Below are 15751 nucleotides of genomic sequence, written 5' to 3' on the forward strand. Positions count from 1 at the left end.
GGCGGGAAGCCAGTGCGCCCGCCTTCAGCGGACTGCCGCAAGCCCTGGATCCCCGCCTGCGCGGGGATGACGGAGAGTGTCAATCGCTGCGAGCCAGCAGCGTCTCGCGCAGCGCCTGCCCCTTGTCGGGATCGAAGCGCCCCTGCGCCCGTGCCAGCACATTGCCCTTGCGATCGATCACCAGCACCGAAGCGTGGTCGGCGCTGTCCAGGCCGGTGGCGCGAACGAAGGCGTCGCGGTTGGTGAACACCGGGACCATGCGGGTGCGATCGTCCTCGCCCTGGTGCTTGTCCAGGAGACGCTGCACGATGCCGCGCCGCGCCTTCTCGTCACCAGGGTCGTTCAACACCGGGAGCTTCAACCAGGCGATCGACTTGTCGCGGTGGAGTTCCAGCCCCTCGATCCAGCTGTGGGCCTCCTCGCGCTGCTGGTGGCCGTTGAACACCACCAGGGCCAGCGTGCGGCCCGAGGGCAATTCCTGCGGCAATTGCAGCGGCGTGCGGTCCAGGCGCTCCGCCAGGATGCTCGGGATCTTGCCCAGCACCCAGTCTTCGTGCGGTGCAGCCACCGCGAGTCCCATGGCCGCGCCGGCAGCGGCCACCCATCCCAGCACCGGCGTGAAGATCGGCGACATGTCAACCTCCCCTCGAGAGATCTGCAGTGTTCCATCCTCATGCATCGGCATCACGTCGATTTTGTAAAGAGCTGCGTTCCGATTAACGGCTGGGTACGAAGCTGAGCCTTCCTACACTTGCCGTCATGGCCTCCGCCCCTTCCACCGCTTCGCCCCGCTCGCTCTCGGGCCTGCTGCCCTTCGTGCGCCCCTACCGCGGGCGCATCGCGCTGGCGGTCCTCTTCCTGGTGCTCGCGGCCGCGGCGACGCTGCTCTTCCCGATCGCGCTGCGCGGGCTGATCGACCAGGGCCTGGCGCCGGGCGCCCAGGGCCAGCGGCTGGTCGGCCTGCGCGGGCATTTCCTGGAGCTGTTCGCCGTGGCCGTCGCCCTGGGCCTGTTCTCGGCGGGACGCTTCTACATGGTCAGCTGGCTCGGCGAGCGCGTCACCGCCGACCTGCGCACGGCCGTGTACTCGCACGTGTTGAAGCAAAGTCCCGAGTTCTTCGAGACCACCCAGACCGGCGAAGTGCTGTCGCGCCTGACGACCGACACCACCTTGGTGCAGACCGTGGTCGGCTCCCAGTTCTCGCTGGGGCTGCGCAACGGCGTGATGGGCATCGGGGCGCTCGCCATGCTGGTCTACACCCATCCCTACGTGATGTCGCTGGTGTTCGCGGCGGTGCTGGGAGTGGTCCTGCCGGCGATGGCTTTCGGGCGCCGGGTGCGCCGCCTGTCACGGGCCAGCCAGGACCGCGTGGCCGACTCCAGCGCGATCGCGGCCGAGGTGCTCAATGCCATCCCGGTGGTCCAGAGCTACACCGGCGAGGAACGCGAGACCCGGCGCTTCGCCGAGGCCACCGACCACGCCTTCCACACCGGCGTGCGCCGCACCCGCGCGCGCGCCGTGCTGGTGGCGTTCGTCATCATCGCCAACGCCGCCATCGTGCTGTGGGGCCTGTACCGCGGCGCGCAGGCCGTGATGGCGGGCCAGCTGAGCCCCGGGCAGCTCGGGCAGGCGGCGCTGTATGTGGTCATCTTCGCCGGCGCGGTGGCCGTGCTGGGCGAGGTCTACGGCGACCTGCTGCGCGCCGCCGGCGCGACCGAGCGCCTGATGGAGCTGCTGGCCGCGCGTTCCCCCGTGGCGCCGCCCGAGCGGCCGCTCGCCGCGCCACCGTCGGCGGGCGCGAGCGCCGTGTCGATGCGCGGCGTGACGTTCCACTACCCCTCGCGCCCGGCCACGGCGGCCCTGCAGGACTTCGAGCTGGAGGTCGCGCCGGGCGAGACGGTGGCGCTGGTCGGGCCGAGCGGCGCGGGCAAGACCACGGTGTTCGCGCTCCTGCTGCGCTTCTACGACCCGGCCCGCGGCGCCATCTCGATCGACGGCCTGCCGATCCGCGAGCTCGCGCTGCACGACCTGCGCGGGCGCATCGGGCTGGTGGCGCAGGAGCCGGTGGTGTTCTCCACCAGCGCGATGGAGAACATCCGCTACGGCCGTCCCTCGGCCAGCGACGAGGAGGTGGTCCGCGCGGCGCAGGCCGCCTTCGCGCACGACTTCATCCAGGCCCTGCCCGAGGGTTACGCCACCTTCCTGGGCGAGCGCGGCGTGAGGCTGTCCGGCGGCCAGCGCCAGCGCATCGCCATCGCGCGCGCGATCCTGAAGGACCCGCCGCTGCTGCTGCTGGACGAGGCCACCAGCGCGCTGGATGCCCAGAGCGAGCGCATGGTGCAGGCCGCCCTGGCGTCCGCCATGCGCGATCGCACCACGCTGGTCATCGCGCACCGGCTGGCGACGGTGCAGCAGGCCGACCGCATCCTGGTGCTGGACCACGGCCGCATCGTCGAGCAGGGCCGGCACGAGGAACTGGTGGCGGCCGGCGGCGTGTACGCGCGGCTGGCCGCGCTTCAGCTGTTGGCCTGACCCTGGCCGGGCCGCTGGTTGCGCGGCCGGCAAGCGCAACCTATAGTCAGCCGCGCCATTTGTAACGGAGCTTCACCATGCACCTGCGCAGGCTGATCGCCGCCGCAACCACTGCCGCCGCCGCGGCGTCCGCCCTTCCCGTCCTGGCCCAGGACGCGCAGACGCTGCAGGTCGCCGGCCTGGCCGCCACCTGCGCCAACTGCCACGGCACGCAGGGCAAGGGGGTCGGCAACGCGCTGCCTTCGCTGGCGGGGATGAACAAGGACGCGATGCTGGAGCAGCTCAAGGCTTTCCGCTCCGGTGCACGGCCCGCGACCATCATGCACCAGCTCACCAAGGGCTACAGCGACGCCCAGCTGGAGCAGATCGCCACCTACTTCTCGCGCCAACCCCGCTAAGGAGCACCGCATGCGTCGTCGCACACTTCTGAAGTTTTCGGGCGCTGCCGCGGGTGCCGCGGCCCTGGCGGGTTGCGCGGGCGTCGGCGGGTCGCGCCCGCGCGTGGTCGTCGTCGGCGGCGGTTACGGGGGCGCCACCGCGGCCAAGTACGTGCGCTTGTTCTCCGGCCAGAAGGTCGATGTCACGCTCGTCGAGCCGCAGGCCGCGCTGATCTCCTGCCCGATGTCCAACCTGGTGCTGGGCGGCAGCGCGACCCTGCAGCAGATGAGCACGCCGCTCTCGGGCCTGGCCAGCCGCCACGGCGTGACGCTGGTGCAGGACAGCGTGCGCGCCATCGACACCGCGGGCAAGACGGTCACGCTCGCGGGCGGCCAGCAGATCCACTGGGACAAGCTGGTGGTCTCGCCCGGCGTCGACCTGCGGCTGGACCAGGTGGAGGGCCTGGCGGCCGCGCAGGCGTCGGGCGCCGTGCTGCAGGCCTGGAAGGCCGGGCCCGAGACCCTGGCGTTGCGGCGCCAGCTGGAGGCGGTGCCCGATGGCGGCGTCTATGCGATCGCCATCCCCGAGCAGCCCTACCGCTGCCCGCCCGGCCCGTACGAGCGCGCCTGCCAGGTGGCCTTCTATTTCAAGAACGCCAAGCCGCGCAGCAAGGTGCTGGTGCTGGACGCCAACCCCGACGTCACGTCCAAGGGCGCGCTCTTCAGGAAGGTCTGGGCCGAGCAGTACGGCGGGATCGTCGAATACCGCGCCAGCCACAAGGCGCTGGGCGTGGACGTGGCCAGCAAGCGCATCCGTTTCGACCTGCAGGACGACGTGCGCGCGGACGTGATGAACGTGCTGCCGCCGATGCGCGCCGGCCTGATCGCGGTGCAGTCGGGGCTGGCCAACCAGGCGTCCAACCGCTGGTGCGGCGTGGACTACCTGACGTTCGAGTCCACCGCGGCCAGGGACGTGCACGTGGTCGGCGACTCCATCCTCGCCGCCTCCGGCATGCCCAAGAGCGCCCACATGGCCAACAACCACGCCAAGGTGGCGGCGGCGGCCATCGTGGCGCGCCTGATGGGCTGGGAGGTGCCGGCCGCGCCCATGCTCACCAACACCTGCTACAGCTTCGTCGACGACAAGCGCGTGATGCACGTGGCCAGCGTGCACGAGTACGCGCCGGCGGAAAAGACCTGGCGCGTGGTGCAGGGCTCGGGCGGCCTGTCGCCGGGGGCGACGGAGCTGGAGGGCGTCTACGCGTGGAACTGGGCGCGGAACATCTGGGCGGACGCGCTGGCGTAATTCCGTCATTCCCGCGATGGGGGGAATCCAGGGTGCAGAACAGAACACAGAGGCACAGAGGCACAGAGGCATTCAGAGACTTCCGAATGGAATGCCTCCTCTTCCCTCAGTGCCTCTGTGCCTGCGTGTTCTGTTTTTCGATGTCCGAGGCAAGCACTGGGTCCCCGCCGTCGCGAGGACGACGGTTATTGCACCGGCCCCTTGAGCGCCTTCGGGATCGGCAGCGGCAGCACGCCGATGCCCTCGTCCAGGAGCGCCTCGGTTTCCTCGCGCGAGGCCTGGCCGCGGATGCCGCGGTCCTCGGTCTCGCCGTAGTGGATGCGGCGGGCCTCTTCGGCGAAGCGCCCGCCGACGTCCTCGGTGTGGGCCATCACGTGGCGCACCATCTTCAGCCAGGCCGCCTGCAGCGACGCGTCGGGCATGGCCGCCACCTCCTGCTTGGGCGCCGTCGCGGGCTGCGCGGCGCCCAGGTTCAGCCGCGGCGCGCTGGGCAGCTTGGCAACACCCGTGTCGCCGCAGAAGGGGCACTCGACCAGGCCGCGCTCCAGCTGGCTCTGGAAGTCTTCTTCCGAGCCGAACCAGCCTTCGAAGGCATGGTGGTGGACGCACTGCAGGTTCAGGACCTTCATGGCTGAATTATGAGCGCCAGTCCAATGCCCAGGAACCGGAGAGGACGTTCTGCAGCCACAGCGCGCCGATGAGCGTCTTGGCGTCCGTCACCTCGCCGGCGCGGCACCAATCCTGAAGCTGCTGCGGCGTGGCGGCGATGACGTCCAGGAACTCGCCGTCGTCGAGCCGGCGCTCGCCCAGCGTCAGCCCGCGCGCGAACCAGATGTCGATGAACTCGGTGGAGTACGAGATGACGGGATGCAGCTCGCCCGCATGCGCCCACTCGCGCGCCGAGTAGCCGGTCTCCTCCAGCAGCTCGCGGCGCGCGCAGGCCAGGCGGTCCTCGCCCGGGTCCAGCTTGCCGGCCGGGAACTCGGTCATCACGCGGCCCACCGGGTGGCGGTACTGGCGCTCCAGCACCACGCGGCCGTCGTCCAGCAGCGGCACCACCATCACCGCGCCGGGATGGAGGATGTACTCGCGGGTGGTGCGCCCGCCGTCCGGCAGTTCCACGTGGTCGCGCACCGCCTGCAGGAAGTGGCCCTGGAACAGCGGCTCGGTCGAGACCGTGCGCTCGCGCAGGTGGCCGTCCTTGCCGTCAGCCACGCCGGTGCTTCCTCAGGTAGCGCCAGACGAAGCCGGGGAAGGCGAAGGTGAGGAACAGCGCGCCGGTGATGGCGTAGAACTCCCAGCGCTGCGGCGCGATCTGGCCGGCGCGCTGCTCGAGCGCCAGGCCGATGCCGCCAACGATGAAGTACCAGGCCACGAGTTCGGCCAGCCGCACCGCGATGGACTTGGAGGCCTTCAGCGGCCACACCGCCAGCAGGTGCCGGTCGAGCAGGAAAGGCAGGTTGGCCGCGACGAAGGCAGCCGCGATCACCAGCCAGATGGAGGCCGTCTGCGACACGAAGAAGGCGCGTCAGGCCGCCGCCGGGCCGCCCCAAGGCGGCCTGGGCCCCCTCGGGGGGCAGCGACGACACGAAGTGCGGAGCGTGGGGGCCATGATTCCTAGGTGGCCAGCGTCTTGATGACGGCGTCGGCGCACAGCGCCATCAGCCCGCCCGGCAGGATGCCCAGGATCAGCACCAGCGCGCCGTTGAGCGACAGCACCGCCCGCACGTCGGCCGGGGCCGAGACGGTGGTGGCCGTGATCGGCGAGTCGAAGTACATCACCTTGACCACGCGCAGGTAGTAGAACGCGCCGATCAGCGAGGCCATGACCGCGAACACCGCCAGGCCGATGTAGAGCGTCTGCCCCGACGCGACCAGCGCCTGCAGCACCAGCAGCTTGGCGTAGAAGCCCACCAGCGGCGGCACGCCGGCCAGCGAGAACATGCAGATGGCCATGATGCCGGCGTACAGCGGGCTGCGCTGGTTGAGGCCGGCCAGGTCGGTGATCTCGTCGCTCTCGAAGCCTTCGCGCGCCAGCAGCAGGATGATGCCGAACGCGCCCAGCGTGGTGAGCACGTAGGTGACGATGTAGAACATCGACGCGCTGTAGGCATGCTGGGCGTTGGCGGTGTTGCCGTTGACGACGCCGGCCGACAGACCCAGCACCACGAAGCCCATCTGCGCGATGGTGGAGTAGGCCAGCATGCGCTTGAGGTTGGTCTGCGCGATGGCGGCCAGGTTGCCCACCAGCAGCGAGGCCACGGCCAGCAGCATCAGCATCTGCTGCCAGTCCAGCGCCAGCGGGATCATGCCTTCCACCAGCAGGCGGATGGCGATGGCGAAAGCGGCCAGCTCCGGCGCCGAACCGATCATCAGCGTGATGGCGGTGGGCGCGCCCTGGTACACGTCGGGGATCCACATGTGGAACGGCGCCGCGCCCAGCTTGAAGGCCAGGCCGGAGACGATGAACACCAGCCCGAACACCAGCACCTGGTGGTTGATGCGGCCGCTGCCGATGGCGGCGAACACCTCGTCGATGTCGAGCGAGCCGGTGGCGCCGTACAGCATGGAGATGCCGTAGAGCAGGAAGCCGCTTGCCATGGCGCCCAGCACGAAGTACTTCATCGCCGCCTCGGTGGCGACGTGGTTGTCGCGGCGCAGGGCCACCAGGGCGTAGCTGCACAGCGTCATCAGCTCCAGGCCCAGGTAGATCACCAGGAAGTTGCTGCCGGAGATCATCACGTACATGCCCAGCAGCGCGAACATCGCCAGCGTGAACATCTCGCCGCCGCGCAGCATGTCGCGGTCGGCCGCGTAGGGACGGCCGTAGACCAGCGTGACCATCACCGCGATGGTGGCGAAGCATTTCAGCCAGTTGCCCATCGGGTCGCTCACGACCATGCGGCCGAAGGCGTAGAAGGTGCGGCCGTCCATGGCCATGTCGGCGGTGGCGAACGCCGCCACGGCCAGCGTGGCCAGCGTCAGCCAGTAGGTCAGGCCGCGCAGGCGGCTCTTGACGCCCAGGTCCACCATCGCGATGACGCACGTCATCACGAGCAGCAGGATCTCGGGCGCGGCGACGACCAGGCTCAGTTTGTCCAGCATGGGGGCGGTTCCGTCAGTTCAGTTTGGAGACGGCGACGTGCTTCAGGAAGCTGGCGACGGACGCGTCCATGATGTCGGTGAAGGGTTTGGGGTGGATGCCCATGTACAGCACGGCGGCGGCCAGCAGGCCCAGCATGAGGAACTCGCGCGCGTTGATGTCGGTGAGCTGGCGCACGTCGTCGTTGACCACGGGGCCCAGGTAGACGCGCTTGAACATCCACAGCGTGTAGGCGGCGCCGAAGATCAGCGCGGTGGAGGCGGCGGCGCCCAGCCAGAAGTTGGCCTTGACCGTGCCCAGGATCACCATCCACTCGCCCACGAAGCCGGCCGTGGCCGGCAGGCCGCAGTTGGCCATGGCGAACAGCAGCGCGAAGGCGGTGAAGTTGGGCATGGTGTTGACCACGCCGCCGTAGCTGGAGATCTCGCGCGAGTGCACGCGGTCGTACAGCACGCCGATGCACAGGAACATGGCGCCCGACACGAAGCCGTGGGCGATCATCTGCACCAGGCCGCCGGCCACGCCCAGCGGGTTGAAGATGAAGAAGCCCAGGGTCACGAAACCCATGTGGGCCACCGACGAATAGGCCACCAGCTTCTTCATGTCCTGCTGGACCATCGCCACCAGGCCCACGTAGATCACCGCGATGATGGACAGCGCGATCATGAACCAGGCCCACTCGTGCGAGGCGTCCGGAGCGATCGGCATGGAAAAGCGCAGGAAGCCGTAGGCGCCCAGCTTCAGCATGATGGCCGCCAGCACGGCGGAGCCGCCGGTGGGCGCCTCCACGTGCACGTCGGGCAGCCAGGTGTGCACCGGCCACATCGGCACCTTCACCGCGAAGGCGGCGAAGAAGGCGAAGAACAGCATCGTCTGCGCACCCATGGGCAGCGGCAGTTGGTGCCAGGTGAAGATGTCGAAGCTGCCGCCGGACTTGCCGTACAGGTAGACCAGCGCGACCAGCATCAGCAGCGAGCCGAGCAGCGTGTACAGGAAGAACTTGAACGCCGCGTAGATCTTGTTAGGCCCGCCCCAGATGCCGATGATCAGGTACATCGGGATCAGCGTGGCCTCGAAGAACACGAAGAACAGCATCGCGTCCAGCGCGCAGAACACGCCCACCATCAGCCCCGAGAGGATCAGGAAGGCGCCCATGTACTGGTTGACGCGCTCGGTGATCACCTCCCAGGCGGAGATGACCACCACCACGGTGATGAAGGCCGTCAGCAGCACGAACCAGAACGAGATGCCGTCCAGGCCCAGGTGGTAATGGATGTTGAAGCGCTCGATCCAGGGCGCGCGCTCCACGAACTGCATGTCCGCGGTGCCGCGGTCGAACTTCCCGTACAGCGGCAGCGTGACCAGGAAACTGGCGACGGCGCCGATCAGCGCGATCCAGCGAACGGCTTTCGCCTGATCGTCGCGCCCCAGCGCCAGCAGCACGGTGCCGAAGACGATCGGCGTCCAGATGGCAAGGCTCAGCAGACCCACTTTCTTGTTCTCCTTATCGGGCGAGCCAGACGAACCAGGTCATCAGGATGAAGACCCCGACGATCATGGCCAGTGCGTAGTGATAGAGGTAGCCGGACTGCACGCGGCGAACGACGCCGGCGAACAGGCCCACCACGCGGGCGCTGCCGTTGACCATGGCGCCGTCGATGACGGCCTGGTCGCCGCCCTTCCACAGGCCGATGCCCAGTCCCCGTGCGCCGCGCGCCAGCACGTGCTCGTTGAACCAGTCCATGTAGTACTTGTTCTCCAGCAGCCGGTAGACGGGGGCGAACATCGAGGCGATCCGCGCCGGCAGCGCCGGGTTGACCATGTACATGTAGTAGGACAGCGCGACGCCGGCGATCGCCAGGTACAGCACCGGCGTGCTGAAGGCGTGCACCGCCATCTGCGCCGGGCCGTGGAAGATCTTGGCCAGTTCGGCCATGGCCGGATGGCGGGCCGCGTCGACGACGATGGCGTCCTTCAGGAAGTCGCCGAACAGCATCGGGCCGATGGTGAGGAAGCCGATGACGACCGAGGGGAAGGCCAGCAGCAGCAACGGCGCGGTGACCACCCAGGGCGACTCGTGCGGCGTGTGGTGCTCGTCCTGGTGGTGGTGCGGGTCGGGCTCCTCCGAAGGATCGTGCTCGTGCGGCGGAACCTGGTCGAAGCGTTCCTTGCCGTGGAAGACCAGGAAGTACATCCGGAACGAGTAGAACGCCGTGACGAACACGCCGATCAGCACCGCCCAATAGGCGAAGCCGGCACCGGGCAGCTTGCTGAAGTGCACCGCCTCGATGATGCTGTCCTTGGAATAGAAGCCGGAGAACAGCGGCGTGCCGATCAGCGCCAGCGAGCCCAGCAGCGACGTGATCCAGGTGATGGGCATGTACTTGCGCAGGCCGCCCATCCAGCGGATGTCCTGGTTGTGGTGCACGCCGATGATCACCGAGCCGGCCGCCAGGAACAGCAGCGCCTTGAAGAACGCGTGCGTCATCAGGTGGAACACCGCCACCGAGTAGGCCGAGGCGCCCAGGGCGACCGTCATGTACCCGAGCTGGGACAGCGTGGAGTACGCCACCACCCGCTTGATGTCGTTCTGGATGATGCCCAGGAAGCCCATGAACAGCGCCGTGATGGCGCCGATCACCAGGATGAACGAAAGCGCCGTGTCGCTCAGCTCGAACAGCGGCGACATGCGCGCCACCATGAAGATGCCGGCCGTCACCATGGTGGCGGCGTGGATCAGCGCGGAGATGGGCGTCGGACCTTCCATCGAGTCGGGCAGCCAGACGTGCAGCGGGAACTGCGCGCTCTTGCCCATGGCGCCGATGAACAGGCAGATGCAGATGACGGTGATCAGCAGCCACTCGGTGCCGGGGAACTTCAGCGTGCCCAGTTCGCCGGCCTTGGCGAAGGTCTCGGCATAGCTCAAGGTGCCGGCGAAGGCGGCGATCAGGCCGATGCCCAGGATGAAGCCGAAGTCGCCCACCCGGTTGACCAGGAAGGCCTTCATGTTGGCGAAGATGGCGCTGGGCTTGTTGAACCAGAAGCCGATCAGCAGGTACGACACCAGGCCCACCGCCTCCCAGCCGAAGAACAGCTGCAGGAAGTTGTTGCTCATGACCAGCATGAGCATCGAGAACGTGAACAGCGAGATGTAGGAGAAGAAGCGGTTGTAGCCGTCGTCCTCTTCCATGTAGCCGATGGTGTAGATGTGGACCATCAGCGACACGAAGGTCACCACGCACATCATCATGGCCGTGAGGCCGTCAACCAGGAAGCCGATCTCCATCTTCAGCCCGCCGATGACCATCCACTCGTAGAGGGTCTCGTTGAAGCGGGCACCATCGATCGCCACGCTCTTGAGCGTCATGGCGCTGAGGATGAAGGCCACCAGCACGCCCAGGATGGTGGCCGTGTGCGACAGGCGCCGGCCGATCCGGTTGCCGCCGAAGGTGGTGCCGAAGATGCCGGCGATCAGCGAGCCGACCAGCGGCGCCAGCGGGACCGCGAGCAGGGTCGATGCAGAGAGGGTCTGACTCATGTTTCTTCCGGGCCGTTCTTGTCGTTCGCGCCTAGCCCTTGAGCGTGTTGAGTTCTTCGACGTTGATGTTCGACTTGTTGCGGAACAGCAGCACCAGGATGGCCAGGCCGATGGCCGATTCGGCGGCGGCGACGGTCAGGATGAAGAACACGAACACCTGGCCGTGCATGTCGCCCAGGTAGTAGGAGAACGCCACGAAGTTCATGTTGACCGCCAGCAGCATCAGCTCGATGGCCATCAGCAGGACGATCAGGTTGCGGCGGTTCAGGAAGATCCCGACGACGGACAGCGCGAACAGGATCGCGCCCAGCGACAGGAAGTGGCCGAGGGTGACGCTCATGCCTTGCCCCCTTCGGCGGCGGCCGCGGCCGCCGGCTCCGGCTGCGGCGGGGGTGCCACCATCGTCGGCGGCATCTTCACGACCTGCAGGCGGTCGCCGGCGCGCACCCGCACCTGCCGGGCCGGGTCCATGTGCTTGCTGTCCTTGCGCTGGCGCAGCGTGAGCGCGATGGCGGCGACGATGGCCACCAGCAGGATCACGGCCGCGACCTCCAGCGGGTACAGGTACTCGGTGTAGAGCAGCTTGCCCAGCTCCTTGGTGTTGGAGACCTGGGCGACGCCGCTGGACGCCGCCTGCACGGCGGCCGCCCCGGCCCGGGGTTCCTCGATGGTGCGGAACCCGCCCATCAGCACCCACGCCATCTCCAGCGCGATGATCACGCCGACCGTGCCGGCCAGCGGGAAGTGCTTCCAGAAGCCGGCCTTCAGGCTGTCCACGTTGATGTCCAGCATCATCACGACGAACAGGAACAGCACCATCACGGCGCCCACGTAGACCAGCACCAGCGAGATCGCCAGGAACTCGGCCTTGAGCAGCAGCCACACGGCCGAGGCCTGGAAGAAGGCCAGCACCAGGTAGAGCGCCGCGTACACCGGGTTGCGCGCCGTGATGACGCGGAACGCGGCGAACAGCAGCACCGCCGAGAAGAGATAGAAGAAGCCGGTCTTGATGTCCATGGTCAATCTAGCGGCCACCACGGAACCGGCTTTGCCGGGCCGGGGTGGCGCCCCTTGAGGGGAGGCGCCGAAGGCGCTTCGGGGTGGTCGTCATTTCTAGCGGTACTTGGCGTCCTGGGCCCGGCGCTCGGCGATCTCGGCCTCGTAGCGGTCGCCCACGGCCAGCAGCATCTCCTTGGTGTAGTACAGGTCGCCGCGCTTTTCGCCGTGGTACTCGAGGACGTGGGTCTCGACGATGGAGTCGACCGGGCAGCTCTCCTCGCAGAAGCCGCAGAAGATGCACTTGGTCAGGTCGATGTCGTAGCGCGTGGTGCGGCGCGTGCCGTCGGCGCGCTGGTCGCTCTCGATCGTGATGGCCAGCGCGGGGCACACGGCCTCGCACAGCTTGCAGGCGATGCAGCGCTCCTCGCCGTTCTCGTAGCGGCGCAGCGCGTGCAGGCCCCGGAAGCGCGGCGACAGCGGCGTCTTCTCCTCGGGGAACTGCACCGTGATCTTGCGGCTGAAGGCGTACTTGCCGGTGATGGCCAGGCCCTTGAACAGCTCCACCAGCATGAAGCTGGAGAGGAAGTCCTTGAGCGAGAACGCCGAGGGCTGCCGTTGCAGGGTTTGGGCGGACATGAAGGGTTTACTTCCAGATGTTGTACGGGGTCTGCATCCAGGCGCCCACGACGACCAGCCACACGAGCGTGACCGGGATGAAGATCTTCCAGCCCAGGCGCATGATCTGGTCGTAGCGGTAGCGCGGGAACGTGGAGCGCACCCACAGGAACATGGTGACGACCATGAAGGTCTTGATGCCCAGCCAGATCCAGCCGGGGATCCAGTTGAGCAGCGGCGCGTCGATCGGGGGCAGCCAGCCGCCCAGGAACATGATCACCGCCAGGATGGAGACCAGCCACATGTTGGCGTACTCGGCCAGGAAGAACATGGCGAAGCTCATGCCCGAGTACTCGATCATGTGGCCTGCGACGATCTCCGACTCGCCCTCCACCACGTCGAACGGGTGGCGGTTGGTCTCGGCCAGGCCGGAGATGAAATAGACCAGGAAGATCGGCAGCAGCGGCAGCCAGTTCCAGGACAGGAAGTTGATGTTGCGGTCGGCGAAGTAGCCGCGGCCCTGCGACAGCACCACGTCGGTCATGTTCAGGCTGCCGGTGACCATCAGCACCACCACCAGCGCGAAGCCCATGGCGATCTCGTAGCTCACCATCTGGGCCGACGCGCGCAGCGCGCCCAGGAAGGCGTACTTCGAGTTGGAGGCCCAGCCCGCGATGATCACGCCGTACACCTCCAGCGAGGTGATGGCCATGATGAAGAGCAGGCCGGCGTTGATGTTGGCCAGCGCGAGTTCGGGCCCGAAGGGGATGACCACCCACGCGGCCAGCGCCGGCATGATGGTCATGATCGGCCCCAGCAGGAACAGGCCCTTGTTGGCCACCGTCGGGAGGATGATCTCCTTGGTCAGCAGCTTGAAGGCGTCGGCGATCGGCTGCAGCAGGCCGAAGGGGCCGATGCGGTTGGGGCCGATGCGGATCTGCGTGAAGCCGATGGCCTTGCGCTCCCAGAGCGTCAGGTAGGCCACGGCGCCCATCAGGGGCGCGACCACCAGGACGATCTTGATCAGCGTCCACACCACCGGCCAGCCGGCGGCGGACCACCAGGGCGCGGCGATCAGGCCGTTGCCGAAGCCGTAGATCGATTCGATCATGCGAGCACCTCCGGCTCCCGCGCCACGCGCAGCAGGCGATGCGATTGCGGCAGCGCAGCCTGGCCGTCGGCGGTGAGCTGCAGCGACTCGGCGCGGCGCACGATGGAGTCGAGCTGGTAGATCGAGGCCGTGGCCGGCGCGCCCGCCTGCACCGACAGGTCGATGGCCGCCGAGGTGCGGTTGGACAGCCTGTCGCCCTGCACCAGGGCCTGCCCGGCATCGGCGGCGCCGCGGGCGGCGGCCAGCACTTCGCCGGCCGAATCCCAGCCGAAATCCTGCAGGCCCAGCAGGTTGCCCAGCACGCGCAGCACCTTCCAGGCCGGACGGGTCTCGCCCAGCGGCTTGACCACGGCGTGGAACGACTGCACGCGGCCTTCGGCGTTGACGAAGGTGCCGGGTGTCTCGGTCCAGGGCGCGATGGGCAGCAGCACGTCGCTGAAGTCCATGTTGGCCATGAAGGGGCTGAGGGTGACGACCATCTCGGCCTTGGCCAGCGCCTGCGCGGCACTGGCGCCGGCGGCGCTGTCGTGCTGCGGCTCGGTGTTCAGCAGGATCGCGGCCTTGAGCGAACCGGAGAGCATCTGGCCGGCGTTCAGCCCGCCCTGCCCCGGCAGCGCGTCGACCAGCTGCGCGCCGACCGTGTTGGCCGCTTCGGTCAGGTAGCCGACCGTCGCGCCCGTGGCCTCGCCGATCCATTGCGCCAGCGCCAGCAGCGTGGACGCGTTGGCATGGTGGACGGCGGCGTTGCCCAGCAGGATGGCCTTGCGTTCACCCGACAGCAGCGACGCGGCGATGGCCTTGGCGGCATCGCTGGCGTTGCCCTGCGCGGGCGCGGAGGTGCCCCTGGACTGCGCGACCGCGGCGGCCACGTCGGCCAGCGACTGGGCCCACTGCCCCGCCGGGACCGTGACCGACGAGGCCAGCGGCATCGCCCAGTCGTTTTCCACGTCGTGCAGGCGCGAGACCTGCGCGCCCTTGCGGGCCGCGGCGCGGATGCGCAGCGAGAACAGCGGGTGGTCCTTGCGCAGGTTGGAGCCCACCACCAGCACGCGCTGCAGGAGGCTCAGCGACGCGATGGAGGTGCCCAGCCAGCGCACGCCCTCGGGGGCCGTGAACTGCGCGTGGCGCAGGCGGTGGTCGATGTTCTCCGACCCCAGGCCGCGCACCAGCCGGCCGGCGAGGAACAGCTCCTCCACCGTGCTGTGCGGGCTGGCCAGGAGGCCGATGCTGCCGGCGCCGTGGTCGGCCTTGATCTGCTTCAGGCCGTTGGCCACGTACTCCAGCGCCGTCTGCCAGTCGACCGACTTCCACTCGCCGCCCTGCTTGAGCATGGGCGAGGTCAGGCGGTCGTCGCCGTTCAGGGCCTCGTAGGAGAAGCGGTCGCGGTCGGCCAGCCAGCACTCGTTGACGGCTTCGTTCTCCAGCGGGAGAACGCGCATCACGCGGTTGCTCTTGACCTGGACGATCAGGTTGGCGCCGCTGGAATCGTGCGGCGCCACCGACTTGCGTCGCGACAGCTCCCAGTTGCGGGCGCTGTAGCGGAAGGGCTTGCTGGTGAGCGCGCCGACCGGGCACAGGTCGATCATGTTGCCGGAGACCTCGGAGTCGACCGTATCGCCCAGCACCGTGGTGATCTCGGAGTGCTCGCCACGGTGGATCATGCCCAGCTCCATCACGCCGGCCACTTCCTGGCCGAAGCGCACGCAGCGGGTGCAGTGGATGCAGCGGCTCATCTCCTCCATGGAGATCAGCGGGCCCACGTCCTTGTGCAGCACGACGCGCTTTTCCTCGTCGTAGCGCGAGGAGGAGCCGCCGTAGCCCACCGCCAGGTCCTGCAGCTGGCACTCACCGCCCTGGTCGCAGATCGGGCAGTCCAGCGGGTGGTTGATCAGCAGGAACTCCATCACCGACTGCTGGGCCTTGATGGCCTTCTCGCTGCGGGTGTGGACCACCATGCCGTTGGTGACGGGCGTGGCGCAGGCCGGCATCGGCTTGGGCGCCTTCTCCACCTCGACCAGGCACATGCGGCAGTTGGCCGCGATGGAGAGCTTCTTGTGGTAGCAGAAATGCGGGATGTAGGTGCCGGCCTTCTCGGCCGCATGCATGACCATGCTGCCGTCGGCGATCTCGACCTTCTGTCCGTCCAGAGTGATTTCGGCCATAGGTTCTT

At 68.2% G+C, this 15751-nt stretch carries 15 protein-coding genes; 3 read left to right on the forward strand and 12 right to left on the reverse strand.

Annotated elements, in window-relative coordinates:
- Positions 1–79 precede the first annotated feature (79 nt).
- Complete coding sequence (locus ASG30_RS15225) at positions 80–634, reverse strand: hypothetical protein (protein ID WP_055898375.1); 555 nt, start codon at positions 632–634, stop codon at positions 80–82.
- 125 nt (positions 635–759) lie between these two features.
- Here ASG30_RS15225 and ASG30_RS15230 point away from each other — a divergent pair, with 125 nt between their 5' ends.
- The 3 genes from ASG30_RS15230 (at position 760) to ASG30_RS15240 (ending at position 4215) form a co-directional block, all read left to right on the forward strand.
- Positions 760–2532 carry an ABC transporter transmembrane domain-containing protein gene (locus ASG30_RS15230; RefSeq protein ID WP_055898378.1) on the forward strand — a complete coding sequence of 591 codons (1773 nt, stop codon included), beginning with the start codon at positions 760–762 and terminating at the stop codon, positions 2530–2532.
- 77 nt (positions 2533–2609) lie between these two features.
- On the forward strand, positions 2610–2930 hold the full coding sequence (locus ASG30_RS15235) for a c-type cytochrome (RefSeq protein WP_055898381.1): 321 nt from the start codon (positions 2610–2612) through the stop codon (positions 2928–2930).
- A gap of 10 nt (positions 2931–2940) precedes the next feature.
- Positions 2941–4215, forward strand: a complete 1275-nt coding sequence (locus tag ASG30_RS15240) for an NAD(P)/FAD-dependent oxidoreductase (RefSeq protein ID WP_055898384.1) — start codon at positions 2941–2943, stop codon at positions 4213–4215.
- Positions 4216–4400: 185 nt separating this feature from the next.
- Here ASG30_RS15240 and ASG30_RS15245 read toward each other — a convergent pair whose 3' ends face one another.
- The 11 genes from ASG30_RS15245 to nuoG all read right to left on the reverse strand — a co-directional run bounded on the left by ASG30_RS15245 (position 4401) and on the right by nuoG (position 15743).
- Complete coding sequence (locus ASG30_RS15245; protein WP_055898387.1) at positions 4401–4844, reverse strand: DUF1178 family protein; 444 nt, start codon at positions 4842–4844, stop codon at positions 4401–4403.
- A 7-nt stretch (positions 4845–4851) separates the two neighbouring features.
- A complete protein-coding gene (locus ASG30_RS15250) occupies positions 4852–5430 on the reverse strand; it encodes an NUDIX domain-containing protein (protein ID WP_055898389.1) in 579 nt (192 codons plus the stop codon).
- Positions 5423–5731 carry a DUF2818 family protein gene (locus ASG30_RS15255; RefSeq protein ID WP_055898392.1) on the reverse strand — a complete coding sequence of 103 codons (309 nt, stop codon included), beginning with the start codon at positions 5729–5731 and terminating at the stop codon, positions 5423–5425. Before ASG30_RS15255 ends, ASG30_RS15250 begins: the two co-directional genes overlap by 8 nt.
- Positions 5732–5832: 101 nt before the next feature.
- Complete coding sequence (gene nuoN / locus ASG30_RS15260; protein ID WP_055898396.1) at positions 5833–7320, reverse strand: NADH-quinone oxidoreductase subunit NuoN; 1488 nt, start codon at positions 7318–7320, stop codon at positions 5833–5835.
- Between the two features lie 13 nt (positions 7321–7333).
- On the reverse strand, positions 7334–8809 hold the full coding sequence (locus tag ASG30_RS15265) for an NADH-quinone oxidoreductase subunit M (RefSeq protein ID WP_055898398.1): 1476 nt from the start codon (positions 8807–8809) through the stop codon (positions 7334–7336).
- 13 nt (positions 8810–8822) lie between these two features.
- Positions 8823–10856, reverse strand: a complete 2034-nt coding sequence (nuoL, locus tag ASG30_RS15270; RefSeq protein WP_055898401.1) for an NADH-quinone oxidoreductase subunit L — start codon at positions 10854–10856, stop codon at positions 8823–8825.
- Positions 10857–10887: 31 nt separating this feature from the next.
- A complete protein-coding gene (gene nuoK / locus ASG30_RS15275) occupies positions 10888–11196 on the reverse strand; it encodes an NADH-quinone oxidoreductase subunit NuoK (protein ID WP_055898404.1) in 309 nt (102 codons plus the stop codon).
- Entirely contained in the window at positions 11193–11873 is a 681-nt protein-coding gene (locus tag ASG30_RS15280) for an NADH-quinone oxidoreductase subunit J (protein ID WP_055898407.1), read from the reverse strand. The genes nuoK and ASG30_RS15280 overlap by 4 nt, the downstream gene beginning before the upstream one ends.
- A 96-nt stretch (positions 11874–11969) precedes the next feature.
- The gene (gene nuoI / locus ASG30_RS15285) at positions 11970–12491 is read right to left on the reverse strand and encodes an NADH-quinone oxidoreductase subunit NuoI (protein ID WP_055898410.1); all 522 of its coding nucleotides are present in this window, start codon (positions 12489–12491) and stop codon (positions 11970–11972) included.
- Between the two features lie 7 nt (positions 12492–12498).
- Positions 12499–13581, reverse strand: coding sequence for an NADH-quinone oxidoreductase subunit NuoH (gene nuoH / locus ASG30_RS15290; RefSeq protein ID WP_055898414.1), 1083 nt, complete (start codon positions 13579–13581; stop codon positions 12499–12501).
- Complete coding sequence (nuoG, locus tag ASG30_RS15295) at positions 13578–15743, reverse strand: NADH-quinone oxidoreductase subunit NuoG (RefSeq protein WP_055898417.1); 2166 nt, start codon at positions 15741–15743, stop codon at positions 13578–13580. The genes nuoH and nuoG overlap by 4 nt, the downstream gene beginning before the upstream one ends.
- Positions 15744–15751 lie beyond the last annotated feature (8 nt).

It is taken from the genome of Ramlibacter sp. Leaf400 (assembly GCF_001424545.1).
GTDB lineage: Bacteria > Pseudomonadota > Gammaproteobacteria > Burkholderiales > Burkholderiaceae_C > Ramlibacter.

Excerpts from the sequence above, each read along its gene's own strand:
- ASG30_RS15240 (WP_055898384.1), top strand. The coding sequence starts at position 2,941 with ATGCGTCGTCGCACACTTCTGAAGTTTTCGGGCGCTGCCGCGGGTGCC.
- nuoG (WP_055898417.1), bottom strand. The coding sequence starts at position 15,743 with ATGGCCGAAATCACTCTGGACGGACAGAAGGTCGAGATCGCCGACGGC.
- nuoL (WP_055898401.1), bottom strand. The coding sequence starts at position 10,856 with ATGAGTCAGACCCTCTCTGCATCGACCCTGCTCGCGGTCCCGCTGGCG.
- nuoN (WP_055898396.1), bottom strand. The coding sequence starts at position 7,320 with ATGCTGGACAAACTGAGCCTGGTCGTCGCCGCGCCCGAGATCCTGCTG.
- nuoK (WP_055898404.1), bottom strand. The coding sequence starts at position 11,196 with ATGAGCGTCACCCTCGGCCACTTCCTGTCGCTGGGCGCGATCCTGTTC.
- nuoI (WP_055898410.1), bottom strand. The coding sequence starts at position 12,491 with ATGTCCGCCCAAACCCTGCAACGGCAGCCCTCGGCGTTCTCGCTCAAG.
- ASG30_RS15280 (WP_055898407.1), bottom strand. The coding sequence starts at position 11,873 with ATGGACATCAAGACCGGCTTCTTCTATCTCTTCTCGGCGGTGCTGCTG.
- ASG30_RS15230 (WP_055898378.1), top strand. The coding sequence starts at position 760 with ATGGCCTCCGCCCCTTCCACCGCTTCGCCCCGCTCGCTCTCGGGCCTG.
- ASG30_RS15235 (WP_055898381.1), top strand. The coding sequence starts at position 2,610 with ATGCACCTGCGCAGGCTGATCGCCGCCGCAACCACTGCCGCCGCCGCG.
- ASG30_RS15245 (WP_055898387.1), bottom strand. The coding sequence starts at position 4,844 with ATGAAGGTCCTGAACCTGCAGTGCGTCCACCACCATGCCTTCGAAGGC.
- nuoH (WP_055898414.1), bottom strand. The coding sequence starts at position 13,581 with ATGATCGAATCGATCTACGGCTTCGGCAACGGCCTGATCGCCGCGCCC.
- ASG30_RS15225 (WP_055898375.1), bottom strand. The coding sequence starts at position 634 with ATGTCGCCGATCTTCACGCCGGTGCTGGGATGGGTGGCCGCTGCCGGC.